This window comes from Bacillus cereus group sp. BfR-BA-01430, from assembly GCF_022663115.1.
In the GTDB taxonomy this organism is placed as follows: domain Bacteria; phylum Bacillota; class Bacilli; order Bacillales; family Bacillaceae_G; genus Bacillus_A; species Bacillus_A cereus_BD.
Genome location: NZ_JAKUEW010000021.1, coordinates 15,146 through 30,851, shown reverse-complemented (window position 1 = coordinate 30,851; position 15,706 = coordinate 15,146). Strand labels below are relative to the sequence as shown.

Sequence of the window (15,706 nt, the reverse complement as noted above, 5' to 3'; positions counted from 1 at the left end):
TTCTGAAATTAAATGGTGTTTTTGTAGAATTATCGAATATATTTATAAAAAAAAGATCATGCTAATTTGCATGATCTTTTTTGAGATGACCCGTACGGGATTCGAACCCGTGTTACCGCCGTGAAAGGGCGGTGTCTTAACCACTTGACCAACGGGCCGTTAAATTAAAATATAGCGGCGGAGGGGATCGAACCCCCGACCTCACGGGTATGAACCGTACGCTCTAGCCAGCTGAGCTACACCGCCATGTCGTCTTATTTAACGGACAATTAGTATCTTATATCAAATCCATTTCAAAGTCAACATATTTGAAAAAGTTTTTTATTCTTTTTTTAACAAATATATTCATATAAAAAAGCGCCCTGAGTAAATGACTCCGGGCACCTCTCTATATGTTAGAAATAAAATGGTTTTATCCGCGACGAGCGCCTCGGCCACCACGTTTAGATTCTGTATTACGCTTCAAAGAAGTTAATCGATCTTCACTATCTTTTAAAAAGCGTGCCATTTTTTGCTCAAACGTTTCTTTCTGGTTGCGGCTATCATTACCACGGTTATCTCTGTTAAAAGAGCGATTACGTTGTGGACGTCCAGAACGTTGTTCACCGCGTGGACGATCGCCCTCAGTTTTTTCACGTTCTTTAGCTTTCTTTATAGACAGGCCAATTTTCCCATCTTTTTCAACATTAATAACTTTTACTTCTACTTCGTCGCCAACTTTTAAATGGTCATTAATATCTTTCACATAATTATCAGCAACTTCACTAATATGAACAAGACCCGTTAAGCCTTCTGGCAGCTCCACAAAAGCCCCAAAATTTGTAATACCTGTTACTTTACCCTGTAACTTGCTGCCTACCTCAATTGACATAAAAAAAATGCTCCTCCTTAGTGGTTAAAAAGTCAAATTTTACTTTATTATATATAATCCTAAAATATAGTGTCAATAAGACATACTCTACTTAGAAACAGGAAAAATTATCTCTCCTTTTCCAGAGAAGAAATAATCCCTTCTAGCAATCTTTAAAACGTACTCTTCATCATTCAACTTTTGAATATCACCTTTTAATTTTTTTTCTTCTTTCGTTAATGCTTCCAATTCCTTCTTCATGTCTTCAACCTTTGCTTCTCGCGCTTTAATAGAACTATTTTGCTGATAAAATGTTACACTAACACTTACAACAATTGTAAAAGCGAAGACAAGAAAAACCGTTAAACGGCGATAAAGTCGCTTCCTGTTGTCATTTGTTTGTATTATATGTCCCTTTACAGAATTTGGATTCTTTTTTTCAATCACTCTTTGTTTCAGTTCCCTCATTTCCGAGGTCCCCCTAACTTCTGTTTTAGCCGCCTCCATACCTTGAAAATATATTCTTTCCATTTCTTCACATATTCTAGGAGTCCCGCATATTTCTCTATAAAAAGTTTAACACGGTTAGGGAGAAGTTTCCATATGAGTGACGCAATAAATCGAAAAGGCCAGAAAAAAACTTTCCACACAAAAAGTACGATTAAAGTCAAGAACTTCCATAAAACATGTCCAACAGAAAGTAGCATACGAAATAAAAATAACATAAGTGCAATCATAAGCTGCATTATAACAACAACCGGCTTGATCAGGAGTTGTTTCATCATTTGAATAGCAAATTGGATTATTTGCATAGAAATATAAATGAGAAAGTTCAATACTTTCATGTACAATGATTTCAGTAGACCTTGATATGCAGCAAAACCACATAGTAACGCAACAAATACATACACACGCAGTTCTGCTTCATTTACAAGTAATAATACATAAAAGACAAATAGTGCTTGGACAATCCAAAATAGTATATCATTCATAAATACAGTCCATCGTTTACGCTGTGGGCGTTTTAAAAAACGTTGGTATGTATCTAAAGATGCGCCAATCCAAGCGCCCATCCCAATCATCGAAAGCATTGTATACAATTGCACCGTTAGACTCATTTAAACAACTTACTAAAGAAGCCTTTAGCTTTCTCCCCTTGATTCTCATCAATATAAAGCATCTCATGAATCTTACCTTTAATGGATACAATCCCTTTTTCAACATCTAAATTTTTCATCTGCAAATTTTGACCGCGAATCGTTAAAAACCCCATGACAGTCTCTAACAAAAATTCTTCACTATCAAAACTCTCTACTTGTTTTACGCCGGTAATGTCAATTACACGTCTCCCACGCATAATAATATCATGCTCTACAGACCCGTTTTGCTGGTTAGAAGATATAGTTGAATAACTATTATTCACGAAGAATCCCCCCATAGCTTGATATTAGCTAATAGTAATGTATGAGGGGAGAAATAAATTTAGAACAAGCCTTCTTCAGCTTTTACTTTTTCTTCACGAATGACAGTATACATATTAGCAGCATCTTCTTTTTTCGTCGTTTCTTTTAACTCATTTATTTTCACAGTTACTACTTTTTGACCAAATCGAATTGTAAGTTCATCTTCAACCTTTACAACTGAACTTGCTTTTGCAACTTGTCCATTAATTGAAATTCGTCCTTGATCTGCTACTTCTTTTGCTAACGTTCTTCTCTTAATTAAACGTGATACTTTTAAAAATTTATCTAATCGCATCTCATTTCCCCCTATTTATTCTCTACTTGTTTTGCTTCCTCCCACAAAACGTCTAATTGTTCTAATGTGAATTGTTGTATTTCTTTATTCATCTCACCTATTTTTGCTTCCATATATAAAAAGCGGCGCATAAATTTTTCATTTGTGACATGAAGCGCTTCTTCTGGATTTAAATTATAATAGCGAGCTATATTAACAAATGCAAACAATACATCACCAAACTCACCTAACATTTTTTCTCGATCCATTTTCTCTACTTCTTGTTGAAACTCTTCCCATTCCTCTAATGCTTTCTCTTTCATCGGCTGAACATCAGCCCAATCAAACCCAACTTTCCCTGCCTTCTTTTGGATTTCATAAGCACGCATTAGTTGCGGTAAACTTTTCGGTATACCTGCTAAAACAGACTCTCTTACATTTCCTTTTTCTTGCTTCTTAATTTCTTCCCAATTCGAAAGAACGTCCTCTGCATCTTTAACCTCTACTTCACCAAATACATGCGGATGACGACGCACCATTTTCTCAGATAGTGTTTGAATGATGTCATCGATAGAGAACCAACCTTCATCTTCTCCAATTTGAGCATGAAGCATAACTTGTAATAATACATCACCAAGCTCTTCAACTAAGTGATCATCGTCCTCTTCATCAATCGCCTCTAATACTTCATATGCTTCTTCTATTAAGTATTTCTTTAAGGATTGATGCGTTTGTTTTTTATCCCAAGGGCAACCATTTGGCCCGCGAAGCTCCGCAATAATTTCGCGTAGCACATCGAATTGTTGATACAACACTTTCCGTTCTTTCACTGGAGGTACATACACACTCGTTAAATTGTTCAGCTTTGTTTCATGATCTAACATATATAACGGTACTTTTTTCACTTCTTCAAAAGATGTCCCTGCCGCTGTTACAATATATACCTCATATTCATCAGGTAACATTTCCATTAATGTCAATTTTACGTCCGATGCGACGAATGCATCATATACTTGACAAAAAATCAAATGGTGTCGCAATTCCAATTGTCCACGTTCAAAAGATGTAGCATCAACAAATTGAAATCCTTCAATCGGATCAATTTTCAGGCTAGAAAACATCGGATCGAGAAAGCTTTGTCCACCTTCAATCCGAATTTCAACTTGTTCTTGTTTTCCCTTTTCTAACAGTAATTGAACGGTTCTTTCCGCAACAAGCGGATGTCCAGGCACAGCATAAATAATTTCCGTATTTTGCGCTTTTTCTAGCAGGACATTTACAATTGTTTCATATACAATTTCAAATGTATCATGCGCTTCATATATATGATCAAAAGCTGTGTACTGAATTCCTTCTTTTTCTAATTCCTCAATAACAGGATGTTCTTTTGTGCGTACATACATATGCGACGCTTCTTTTATCTTTTTATATACACCCATTGTTAGCTGGTCTAACTCACCAGCTCCTAATCCTAACACTGTAATTACTCCACTCACAGAAGTCACCTCTATCCACTCTTCTTCAAGGAATCTTTTATTTTATCTTGCTTCATAAAAGCTCCAAGTTCTTCTTTTGTAAAAACAGACATTTTCAAAATGAAAAATCCGTATATCAAAACACCAATTCCTACTCCTAATAAAGCCTCAATTGATGCAAAAATTCGGCTCATACGACCTAAGCTTTCAAATATATTTATAAAAACCATCAATATAACAGCCATACCTACACCGCTAATCACGACTTTCGTCAATTGCTGCTTTTCAATAATTGCTTCTTCTACAACTCGAACAAGTAAACCACCGTTTAACAACGCGATACTAAGAAGTGCTAATAAAGTTGCAATCGCAGCCCCTGCTATCCCTATATATGGCATCAATATATAGTTAAGTACTAACTTTAAACAACTTCCTAGTACAACAAAAAGCGCTGGCTTTAACGTTTGTCCTAATCCTTGTAAAATAGAAGCCGTTGTAATAGATAATGAACTAAATAAAATGGATATAGCTAAAATCGCTAATACGCCTGACCCATTACTATTCTCAAATAACATCGTATTGGTTGGCTTTATAATGCAAGCTAGTCCAACTGCTGCTGCTAGTCCAATGACAATCGTTATTTTTATCGCCAACTTTACCTTTTCTCTAATAAATACGTAATCTCCTCTTTCTCTCGCCGCTGTAATAAGCGGGATAAGTGAAAGCGAGAACGATGTCGTTACAACTGTCCCAAGCTGCATTAACGGAATACTTCTATCATAAACCCCTTTTAACATTTTAGCGATTTCTGCTGGTTCTCCAGCATGAATAAGCAAAGTATAAAAAGAGAGGGAATCTGCCATTTGAATAAAAATTAAAACTAAATTACTTACGCAAATACCAATTCCTTGCCAAAAGAGCATACGAATAATGGCTTTTTTATTTCGAAGCCTTTTCCACCTTTGCAAGAAAATTGATTTGAAATCTTGGCGCATATATAGAAACAGTACAATCATACCAATCAGCCCACCAGCAACTGATCCAAACATCGCTCCAGCCCCAACTGTATATAAATCAAATCCATGAGCCATAAGAAATAATGATAACAATACAATAATGGATACACGAACGCTTTGTTCCATTACCTGCGAAACAGCTGTCGGCATCATCTCATTAAACCCTTGAAAATATCCTCTTGCTACAGATAAAAAAGGCATTAATAAAAACGAAAACGAAATAACTCTCAGCAATTTATATAGTTGTATATCACCCATCACTAACGCAATAGTATGGGCACCAAAAAATAAGGTAAAAAAGCCAATGCTACCAATTCCTAATAAGAACCAAAAAGAAACACAAATGATTTCTTCTGCTTCCTTTCGCCTACCTTGTTCCAAACGTTCCGCTACCATCTTAGAAATAATGATTGGAAAACCATACGTAGCTAGGATTAGGCAAAATCCATAAAAGGGATAAATCTGCTGATAAATATAAAACCCAATATCCCCTGCTATATTTTGATATGGAATACGGTAAAAGGCGCTTAACACTTTTGTAACAAAACTGGCAACCGTCAATATAATTGCCCCGCGCCAAAAGGCTTGATACTTCTTCGCTTCCATACGAGAAAACTCCTTTTCTATTCTCATCTTCCGTATTATATCACAAAGAAAAAAGCAGAATTCTATTTGAAACAATCTCATCCTGATCGAATAAAAAATAATAAATATACCAGGAATATAAAAAAAGGTAGCAAAAGTAGCTACCTTTTTTTATATTATTTATCTTCACGCAACAGTTACATTTTCTAATAAGGAAAAATGATAATTAGGAAAGGTTGTTATTTATAAATGATTGTATTTCTTATTGCTCCATTTGCTTAGCTAAAAAGCTTGCAGCAGTATCTACAGCTTTATGCTCTACCTCAGTTATAACTGTATCCTTCGAGAAAATGATAACAGCTCCAATCGGATCTCCATTGGCGACAATAGGGCCAACCGTATAAGAATGAGCCTTTTCCGTTACCCCTTCAATAATTGAAATTTCACTTTCATCTGTCATAATAACAGACTTTCTTTCTTCCATTATCTTTTCAACTAAATCCCCAATACTTTTATTTAAGTATTCTTTTTTAGATGCCCCCGCTACAGCAATAATGGAATCTCGATCACAGACGAGTACATTATGTCCTAAGCTATCATATAAAGCATCTGCATATTCTTTTGCGAAGTCACCTAATTCACTAATTGGTGAATATTTTTTTAAAATCACTTCTCCATCGCGATCGACAAATATTTCTAGTGGATCTCCCTCGCGAATACGTAAAGTTCTACGAATTTCTTTTGGAATTACTACCCTGCCTAAATCATCAATTCGACGTACGATTCCAGTTGCTTTCATTCTAATGCTGCCTCTCTTTCTACTGATGATGAAAGTGGTGAAATTACCTGTTCATGTAAAAATCACCAACTGTTAAACATAGTATTTTACACATTAGTTCTTCTATGCACGCCGAATTGCATTTTTTATTTTATTTTAAGCATTTATTGCCTCTTTCTTCACGTCTGGTAAGCCTTTTAATAAATTTTCAGCAATCGTTAACCATTTTGATGTTTCTAATCCATTTATTTTCATACTAACTTTCAAATGTGGCCCTTCCATTCCAAGTCCAATCATACGTCCAAATTTATTTCCAAGCATAAATAGTTTTCCACCATCAATATTTTGACTTGCTTGTTCCGAGAATAAGAAAGTCACTTCAAACTTCGTTTGTTTAATTAATTCAATCTGTTCTTTCATTGCCAACACTTTAATATTTGCAATTTGTAATAAATATCCTACCTCTTGCGGATAATCACCAAATCGATCAATCATTTCTTCTTGTAATTCTTCAATATCTTCCAGTGTAGAAACACCTCTAAATTGTTTGTACATCATAATCTTTTGTTTACTATCCGATATATAGCTATCCGGTAAATATGCATCTACTTCTAAATCAATTTCAACATCAATTGTATTTTCAATGCCCTGTTTTCCTCTTCTTTGTTCAATGGCATCTTTTAACATTTGAGAATATAGATCAAATCCTACTGAATCAATAAATCCATGTTGTTCCGCTCCTAATAAATTCCCTGCACCACGAATAGATAAATCTCGCATTGCAATTTTGAAGCCTGATCCAAGCTCTGTAAATTCCTTAATTGCTTGCAGGCGCTTCTCAGCAACTTCAGATAACACTTTGTCGCGCTTATATGCAAAATATGCATAAGCAACACGATTTGAACGCCCAACTCGGCCACGAAGCTGATACAGCTGCGATAATCCCATACGATCTGCATCATACACGATTAATGTATTTACATTTGGAATATCAACGCCCGTTTCAATAATTGTCGTACTTACCAGAACATCGTGTTGTCCCTCTAAAAATGACAGCATGACAGATTCAAGTTCACTTTCATTCATCTTCCCATGCGCATATGTTACACGAGCATCTGGAACTAACATAGAAATTTCATCTGCTTTTCTTTCAATATCCTCTACACGATTATATAAGAAGTAAACTTGACCACCTCGGGCAAGTTCTCTTTCTATCGCTTCTCGAATTAGCGCCGGGTTATATTCCACCACATACGTTTGTACTGGAAAACGATTTTCTGGCGGTGTTTCAATAACCGATAAATCCCGCACTCCAAGCATGGACATATGAAGTGTACGTGGAATTGGAGTTGCTGTTAACGTTAAAACATCAATATTCGCCTTCAATTGTTTAATTTTTTCCTTATGTGTAACACCAAATCGTTGTTCTTCATCAATAATAAGAAGGCCTAAGTCTTTATATGTTACATCTTTCGATAAGATACGATGTGTCCCAATAACAATATCGACAGTCCCATCTTTCAACCCTTTAATCGTTTCATTTTGTTCTTTACGAGTACGGAAACGACTTAATAACCCGATGTTAATCGGATAGTCTTGAAAACGCTCTCGAATTGTTTCATAGTGCTGTTGTGCAAGAATGGTTGTCGGTACTAAAATGGCAACCTGTTTTTCATCCATAATCGCTTTAAATGCCGCCCTAATAGCTACTTCTGTCTTTCCATAACCAACATCACCACAAAGAAGACGATCCATTGGTCGACTGCGTTCCATATCTTTTTTAATCTCTTCAATGGAGCGCAATTGATCTTCTGTCTCTTGATACGGGAAAGAAGATTCAAACTCCTGCTGTTCTGCAGTATCTGGTGTAAATGCATATCCTTTTGACGCTTCACGTTCTGCATATAATTTAATTAAATCATCTGCAATATCTTGTACAGATCTTTCTACCTTTGTTTTCACCTTTTTCCAATCATTACCACCAAGTTTATAAACTTTCGGGTCTTTACCTTCCGACCCTACATATTTTTGAACTTGATCAATTTGTTCAATTGGAACATATAATTTATCATTTCCTTGATATTTAATATTTAAATAATCTTTATGAACACCATTAATCTCTAATGTTTCTATTCCTAAGAATTTACCAATACCATGGTTTACATGAACAACATAATCCCCGACTTTTAGTTCAGAATAGCTTTTAATTCGCTCGGCATTTGATAACTTTTGCTTGCGCTGCGACTTTTTCACCTTTTTATGGAACAACTCTTTTTCTGTAATGACAACAAGCTTTTGCATCGGCATTTCAAATCCTGCATGTAAATCACCTACAGCAATTTGCAAACGTCCAGGAAGTAATATATCTGTCGATTCTATAATATCTGCCTCAATATCATAATCGCTTAATATATGTTGTAATTTCTTAGCACGCTCCTCATCTGTTCCTAAGACAACTGTTGTAAATTGCCCCTCATTCCATCGATCAATTTCTGTTTTCAAGAGTTGCATTTGCCCATGAAAATCCTGCATTGTTTTACATGTCACATTGACAATATTTTGCGGGTGCGTATGTGCAATGTGACGTAAAAATAATGTTAAATACACAAACCTTCTTTTTTTATGGTGTAAAAACTCTTCAAAGGAATGAGAGAATACCAAATCTTGAATGATAGCCCCTTCACTAAGAAGTGATGTATACCACTCTGCCTCTTCTGTCTCAAGATGCGATGCTGTCTCTTGAACGCGTGAAATTTCATCTAAAATAACTACACCGTTTTCAGGTAAATAATCTATTAGACTAGCAGGTTCTTTGTAGAAAATAGATAAATACTTAAACATTTGCTCTATATTTTGACCATTCTTTAATAACTCTATCTCATGACTAACTGTTTCTAATACTGCTGTTTTAATTTTGTCATCAGATAATTTTTGCATCGTCTTTATTAATCCTTTTTCAAGATGCCCTATACCTAACTGCAACTCTTCTGGTGAAAATAAAAACTCCGTCGCTGGTCCAAACTTTACACTTTCTCTTTTATCTTGAGATCGTTGTTCCTCAACATCGAATAAGCGAATCGAATCAACCTCTGTATCAAAAAATTCAATACGAAACGGCAATTCCTCTGTTAAAGGATAAATATCTAATATTCCTCCGCGTAAACTAAACTCTCCCGGAGCCTCTACCATTGATTTACGCTCATAGCCAATATGATGTAAGGTATGAAGCAATGTATCTAAATCAACCTCTTGCCCTAGATTGATTTCAATTTGTTTTTGCTTCCATAACTCCTTCATAGGCAAAAATCTTCGTAATCCAGCAACAGGAGCAACAATGATACCAGTCTCCCCCATCGCTAAACGATTTAATACTTCAATTCGCTGCGCTTTAAGTTCAGGGCTGGCAACACCAACTTCTGATGCAATCAATTCATTCACAGGATACAGCCAGACGTCCTTTTCACCAAGTAATGATACTAAGTCTTCATATATTTTTTGTGCTTGATATAAATTGTGTGTCACAACAAGTTGAGACTGCTTTGTCTTTTTATATAAAGCAGCCATTAATAAAGAACGGGAAGAGGTTGCCATCCCTGATACCAGTTGCTCTTTTAATCCTTCTTCTAAACCATTTATAATGGATTGAACCTCTTTATTTTTATAAAATTGCTCTAATAATCCTATCATTTTCAAAACTCCTCTCAACGCAAAGAGCAAGTTACTATATTTTTATGCAAATATTTTGGAAAAAGAAAATAGAAAAATGCTTTGGACACGCCAAAGCGATACGATTTATTGCAAAAACTTTTCATATTCATAATACTCAGGATAAGATGCGAGTGTTTCTTGACATAGTTCACAAATTGTTTTTATATATATATTTCCATTCTCATGAAAATGAATCATATTCACTCTTTCTTGCTCTGTCAGTTGAAACAAAACATCGCTGTATACTTTTTCTACGGTAATGGAACCTACGTGACAACCACAATGCCTACAGTAATAATGTCCGTCCATACTATCCTCCTAAAGGTACAATTACTACTAGTATGGATCAAAACATGATAAAATATTCCAATTCATAAAATTAGTTATTAAAATCGTTCATTACTTGAAGAAACGATTTGTTAAGCCACTCCTCGCACGCGTCAGCAGCTTTCTTAATAGAATGATTTACATCTACCATTTCTTCCGCTGTAAAACGTCCTAACACATAGTCTACTACCTTCATTCCATTTTTAGGGCGATCAATTCCCATACGAATACGTTGGAACTCTTGTGTTCCTAAATGAGCGATTGTCGACTTTACTCCGTTATGACCACCCGCACTTCCTTTCATACGAAGGCGTAATTTCCCTACAGGGATATCTAAATCATCATACATAATAATAAAATCTTCTAAATCAATCTTATAATAATCCATAAGTGGACGGATACTTTCTCCAGACAAATTCATATATGTAAGCGGCTTTAATAGAATCACTTTTTCACCATTCACAAAACCTGCTCCAAACATCCCCTTAAACTTTTGTTCATTTAAAGAAATGTTCCATCGCTTCGCAAGTTCATCAATCGCCATAAATCCAATATTATGCCTTGTTAATTCATATTCTCTACCCGGGTTCCCAAGTCCTACTATTAATTTCATTCTTCCACCACTACTTTCTTTCTACGATACGAAAAGACGTAACCAAATTTGGTTACGTCTCATTCTATCCAATTAATTGAATAATACACTTACAGATTCTTCTTCGTACACACGAATGATTGCTTCTCCGATTAATGGAGCAACAGAAAGTTCGTGTACTTTGTCAATTTTCTTCTCTTCTGGTAATACGATAGAGTTCGTTACTACCAACTCTTTAATATTTGAATTTTCAATGCGCTCAATTGCTGGACCAGATAAAACTGGGTGTGTACAGCAAGCATATACTTCAGAAGCACCATTCTCAACAAGAGCGTTTGCTGCTAATGTAATTGTACCAGCTGTATCAATGATGTCATCAATTAAGATGGCTGTTTTTCCTTCGATATTACCGATAATGTTCATTACCTCAGCTACGTTCGGACGAGGACGACGCTTATCAATAATAGCGATTGGCGCTTTTAAGCGATCAGCCATTTTTCTTGCACGTGTTACACCACCGTGGTCAGGAGACACAATTACGATATCTTTAAGACCTTTGGACTCAAAGTAATCAGAAAGAATTGGTACACCCATTAAGTGGTCGATTGGAATATCAAAGAATCCTTGAATTTGTGGAGCGTGTAAATCTAGAGTAATTACACGAGTTGCACCTGCTGTTTCAAGCAAGTTTGCTACAAGTTTCGATGTAATCGGTTCACGAGAACGCGCTTTACGATCCTGGCGTGCATAGCCATAATAAGGCATTACAATATTAATTGTTTTTGCAGATGCACGTTTTAATGCATCAATCATAATAAGTAGTTCCATGATATGTTCGTTTACTGGAAAACTTGTAGATTGAATAATGAATACATCACAACCACGAATACTTTCTTCAATGTTAATTTGAACTTCTCCATCACTAAAACGGTCAACAGAACATTTCCCTAACTCAACTCCAATATGCTTTGCAATTTGCTCAGCAAGTTCCTTGTTAGAGTTTAAAGAGAATACTTTCAAATTAGAATTTAGATATTGAGTTGACATCTAGATTAACCCTCCACATTATGATTTTTTCTTATTCAGCAATTGATCAACATAATCTTCTTTGTTAACTTGACGCGCACGTGCAATTGATAATGCTTTTGATGGAACATTCTCTGTAATTGTAGAGCCTGCTGCCACATACGCACCATCTTCAACTGTTACAGGAGCAACAAGGTTTGAGTTACAACCAATAAATACGCCGTCTCCAATAACCGTTTTGAATTTATTCTTGCCATCATAATTCACTGTAATTGAACCACAACCAAGATTCACGTTTTCTCCAATTTGTGCATCCCCGATATAACTTAAGTGTGAAGCTTTACTTCCATTACCAAAAACGGTTTTCTTAATTTCTACGAAGTTTCCAACGCGTACTTCATTGCCGATAACGGAATCCGGACGAATGTGTGCAAATGGACCAACTGATACTTCTGTACCAATCTTGCTGTCATGCACAGTAGATTGACGAATTGTTGTACCGTCTCCAATTTCACTATCACGAATGACTGTATGTGGCCCAATTTCACAATCAGATCCAATTACAGTCTTACCCTCAATAATTGTACCTGGATGAATAACTGTATCACTACCAATCATTGCATCTGCAGAAATATATGTGTTACTTGGATCTATAATTGTAACACCATTTACCATGTTCTTATGATTGATACGATTCTTCATAATGACTTCCGCTTGCGATAGAGCGACTCTGTCGTTTACACCTAACGTTTCATCAAAATGCTCCGTTTGATAAGCCGATACAATATGACCTTCACCTTTTAAAATTTCAATAACATCTGGAAGGTAGTATTCACCTTGTGCATTATCATTTGAAACTTTAGAAAGTGACGCAAATAGTGCTTTATTATCAAAACAATACGTACCTGTATTAATCTCTTTAATCGTTAGCTCTACTTCATTTGCATCTTTGTGCTCAACAATTTTTTCAACATGACCATTTTCATTACGAACAATACGACCATATCCAGCAGGCTCTTCGATGTATGCCGTTAGCACTGTAGCTTTAGCTCCTGCTTCCTCATGATGTTTTAACAATGCTTCCATTGTTTCTGCAGTTATAAGCGGTGTATCACCACAAATAACCAAAGTTGTTCCTTCTTCATTTGCAAGGATATCAGCAGCCTGATCGACAGCGTGTGCTGTACCAAGTTGTTCTGCTTGCAATGCAAATTCACTTACGTTTCCTAGTTGTTCTTGTACTTTTTCAGCACCATGTCCAACTACCGTCACAAGTTTCTGCAATCCTAATTGAGATACTTGATCTACTACATGCTGTACCATTGGTTTTCCGCATACAGGATGAAGCACTTTGTATAGCTTGGACTTCATACGCGTGCCCTTACCTGCAGCAAGAATCACTGCAAATCTGTTTGACATATAGACCCTCCATCGCAACCTATTTATCCATTAAAGATATTATCCTAAATCATTATATATTTCAAGAAACACAGCATAACTATTAAATTTTACCATAATTCTTATAAAATGTTTTACTCTTGCGTATCTTTTTTTAGAAATAAGTCATACTATTTTAATGGAATTGAACTCTCCCCACCTTCTCTTCGTTTTGAAATAGGAATTTCCTCGGTTGAAATGGTAAAAAAAAACAAACCCCTGTAAACACTTACAGGAGTTTGTTACAAAATTATAGAGCTCTCATTTTATGAAAAGAGCCCTTTTTATTCGAATTTTACGAAGCTCCAGCTTCTTCAAACTCAACTTCTTCCAACTCGCCTAAACGGTGATACTCAGTTAAAACCGCATCTTGAATTTTTGAGCGTGTGTTAGAATTAATTGGATGAGCAATATCACGAAACTCTCCATCCGGAGTACGTTTACTTGGCATTGCTACAAATAATCCATTATTGCCATCAATTACACGAATATCATGAACAACAAATTCATGGTCTAGAGTAATAGAGGCAATCGCCCTCATACGGCCTTCTGTGTTTACGCGGCGTAATCTTACGTCAGTCACTTCCATCTTGTGTTCACCACCCTTTTCTAAATAAGCGATATGTTTGTATAAATTCCACAAATTTTCTATTTCTCCTCCAATTTTTTAAAAATTTTTAAGATAAAAATTTCTAAAAGAATAGAATATAAGGATTAACAATAGATACCGCTTACAAATATTCATTTCACAAGGGCGATTACTTCTATCTCGACAGAAACATCTTTCGGCAATTTTGCAACTTGCACACAAGAACGAGCTGGTTTATGTGTAGAAAAATAAGATCCATATACTTCATTCACATCATTAAAATCATCCATGTCTTTCAAAAATACAGTCGTTTTTACTACCGTATCCAATGATGCTCCAGCTTCTTCTAGTACAGCTTGTAAGTTTTGAAATACTTGTTCAGTTTGTACTTTTACATCTCCTGTTACAAGTTCCCCATTTGCTGTTAAAGGAATTTGGCCTGAACTGTAAAACATATTGTTTACAAGAATTCCTTGTGAATATGGTCCAATTGCTTGTGGCGCCTTATTTGTTTGAACAATTTTCATCACTTTCCACCCTTTAACTTTTTATTGTTATACAAATATCCTACCTACACAAATTCATGAATCTATAAGCAGAATGCAACTTGCTAGTAGGCGATAGAGCTTTCGTTATTCCAGAAAGTCCTATCGCCTACTAGCATCTTTAACTATAAAAAAGATAAAGCCCTTTGCTTTACCTTTTTATTCTGCTTCCACAAGTTCCTCATCAAATGGAACAAGTGAATAGTTTCCCTTCTCCACTTGAATTGTTTTTTCTTTAATATCTACTTCTGATAAACGAATTAATGAGACAAAATTGTTAATAAGTCTTTCCTCAATGTCTGTAGATTCTACTAATACACCAATTCCGACTACATTTGCCTTAAACTCTTCTAACATGCTAATCATACCTTGAATCGTTCCGCCAGCCTTCATAAAGTCATCAATAATTAACACATTAGCTCCTTCTGGTAAACTGCGTTTTGCTAATGTCATTGTTTGAATTCGCTTAGATGAACCTGATACGTAATTAATACTAACTGTCGGTCCTTCTGTTACCTTATTATCTTTCCTTGCAATGACTACTGGTACATCTAAGTAGTTTGCTACTGCGTAAGCAAGTGGAATTCCCTTCGTTGCTACAGTCATAACTGCATCGATAGGTTGTCTTGCAAAAACAGAAGCAAATAAACGCCCTGCCCCATTAATATGACGCGGATTACTCAAAAGATCAGTCATATATAAGTATCCACCTGGTAAAATACGATCTGGATTCTCAAATAAACTACATAGTTCACTAATAATCAGATTCGCCTCTTCTTCACTTATATATGGAATATATTTCACTCCTCCTGCTGCTCCTGGTATCGTTTGCAATGTGCCGACCCCTTGCTGTTCAAACGTTTGCTTAATAATAACTAAATCTTCACTAATAGAAGATTTAGCAGATTGATACCGTTCAGCAAAAAAAGTGAGAGAAACTAGCTGACGAGGATTTTGTAGCAAATAATAAGTCATATCGACTAATCTTGTACTTCGTCTAATTTTCACACTCTCACCTCAAATCACGAATATTCTAAACAA

Annotated in this window: 16 protein-coding genes and 2 tRNA genes; all 18 read right to left on the bottom strand. The window is 35.7% G+C overall.

Annotation, left to right across the window (positions count from 1 at the left end):
- Positions 1-86: 86 nt before the first annotated feature.
- The 18 genes from MR058_RS21205 to purR all read right to left on the bottom strand — a co-directional run bounded on the left by MR058_RS21205 (position 87) and on the right by purR (position 15,673).
- Positions 87-158: transfer RNA gene (locus tag MR058_RS21205), tRNA-Glu, on the bottom strand.
- Positions 159-172: 14 nt separating this feature from the next.
- Positions 173-246, bottom strand: a tRNA-Met gene (locus MR058_RS21200).
- 166 nt (positions 247-412) lie between these two features.
- Complete coding sequence (locus tag MR058_RS21195) at positions 413-871, bottom strand: S1 domain-containing RNA-binding protein (RefSeq protein ID WP_011983200.1); 459 nt, start codon at positions 869-871, stop codon at positions 413-415.
- A gap of 87 nt (positions 872-958) precedes the next feature.
- On the bottom strand, positions 959-1,318 hold the full coding sequence (gene divIC, locus MR058_RS21190; RefSeq protein WP_242145713.1) for a cell division protein DivIC: 360 nt from the start codon (positions 1,316-1,318) through the stop codon (positions 959-961).
- Complete coding sequence (yabQ, locus tag MR058_RS21185) at positions 1,315-1,968, bottom strand: spore cortex biosynthesis protein YabQ (RefSeq protein WP_242145712.1); 654 nt, start codon at positions 1,966-1,968, stop codon at positions 1,315-1,317. The genes divIC and yabQ overlap by 4 nt, the downstream gene beginning before the upstream one ends.
- Positions 1,965-2,273 (bottom strand): sporulation protein YabP, encoded by a 309-nt coding sequence (gene yabP / locus MR058_RS21180; RefSeq protein ID WP_242145711.1) that lies wholly within the window; start codon positions 2,271-2,273, stop codon positions 1,965-1,967. Before yabP ends, yabQ begins: the two co-directional genes overlap by 4 nt.
- Before the next feature lie 59 nt (positions 2,274-2,332).
- The gene (locus tag MR058_RS21175; protein WP_011983196.1) at positions 2,333-2,608 is read right to left on the bottom strand and encodes an RNA-binding S4 domain-containing protein; all 276 of its coding nucleotides are present in this window, start codon (positions 2,606-2,608) and stop codon (positions 2,333-2,335) included.
- 11 nt (positions 2,609-2,619) lie between these two features.
- A complete protein-coding gene (yabN, locus tag MR058_RS21170) occupies positions 2,620-4,083 on the bottom strand; it encodes a bifunctional methyltransferase/pyrophosphohydrolase YabN (RefSeq protein WP_242145710.1) in 1,464 nt (487 codons plus the stop codon).
- A gap of 11 nt (positions 4,084-4,094) precedes the next feature.
- Positions 4,095-5,684 (bottom strand): putative polysaccharide biosynthesis protein, encoded by a 1,590-nt coding sequence (locus tag MR058_RS21165; protein ID WP_242145709.1) that lies wholly within the window; start codon positions 5,682-5,684, stop codon positions 4,095-4,097.
- 241 nt (positions 5,685-5,925) lie between these two features.
- Positions 5,926-6,462: a stage V sporulation protein T gene (gene spoVT / locus MR058_RS21160; protein WP_242145708.1), complete on the bottom strand. Its 537-nt coding sequence runs from the start codon at positions 6,460-6,462 to the stop codon at positions 5,926-5,928.
- Positions 6,463-6,597: 135 nt separating this feature from the next.
- Complete coding sequence (gene mfd, locus MR058_RS21155) at positions 6,598-10,128, bottom strand: transcription-repair coupling factor (protein ID WP_242145707.1); 3,531 nt, start codon at positions 10,126-10,128, stop codon at positions 6,598-6,600.
- 105 nt (positions 10,129-10,233) lie between these two features.
- Positions 10,234-10,458, bottom strand: a complete 225-nt coding sequence (locus MR058_RS21150; RefSeq protein ID WP_242145706.1) for an anti-sigma-F factor Fin — start codon at positions 10,456-10,458, stop codon at positions 10,234-10,236.
- 70 nt (positions 10,459-10,528) lie between these two features.
- The gene (gene pth, locus MR058_RS21145) at positions 10,529-11,089 is read right to left on the bottom strand and encodes an aminoacyl-tRNA hydrolase (protein WP_242145705.1); all 561 of its coding nucleotides are present in this window, start codon (positions 11,087-11,089) and stop codon (positions 10,529-10,531) included.
- A 72-nt stretch (positions 11,090-11,161) separates the two neighbouring features.
- Positions 11,162-12,115, bottom strand: a complete 954-nt coding sequence (locus MR058_RS21140) for a ribose-phosphate diphosphokinase (protein ID WP_242145704.1) — start codon at positions 12,113-12,115, stop codon at positions 11,162-11,164.
- An 18-nt stretch (positions 12,116-12,133) separates the two neighbouring features.
- Positions 12,134-13,513, bottom strand: coding sequence for a bifunctional UDP-N-acetylglucosamine diphosphorylase/glucosamine-1-phosphate N-acetyltransferase GlmU (gene glmU / locus MR058_RS21135; protein WP_242145703.1), 1,380 nt, complete (start codon positions 13,511-13,513; stop codon positions 12,134-12,136).
- A gap of 313 nt (positions 13,514-13,826) precedes the next feature.
- Positions 13,827-14,120 carry a septation regulator SpoVG gene (gene spoVG / locus MR058_RS21130; RefSeq protein WP_000454042.1) on the bottom strand — a complete coding sequence of 98 codons (294 nt, stop codon included), beginning with the start codon at positions 14,118-14,120 and terminating at the stop codon, positions 13,827-13,829.
- A 152-nt stretch (positions 14,121-14,272) separates the two neighbouring features.
- On the bottom strand, positions 14,273-14,647 hold the full coding sequence (locus MR058_RS21125) for a RidA family protein (protein WP_242145702.1): 375 nt from the start codon (positions 14,645-14,647) through the stop codon (positions 14,273-14,275).
- Positions 14,648-14,824: 177 nt separating this feature from the next.
- Positions 14,825-15,673 carry a pur operon repressor gene (purR, locus tag MR058_RS21120; RefSeq protein WP_242145701.1) on the bottom strand — a complete coding sequence of 283 codons (849 nt, stop codon included), beginning with the start codon at positions 15,671-15,673 and terminating at the stop codon, positions 14,825-14,827.
- Positions 15,674-15,706: the final 33 nt, after the last annotated feature.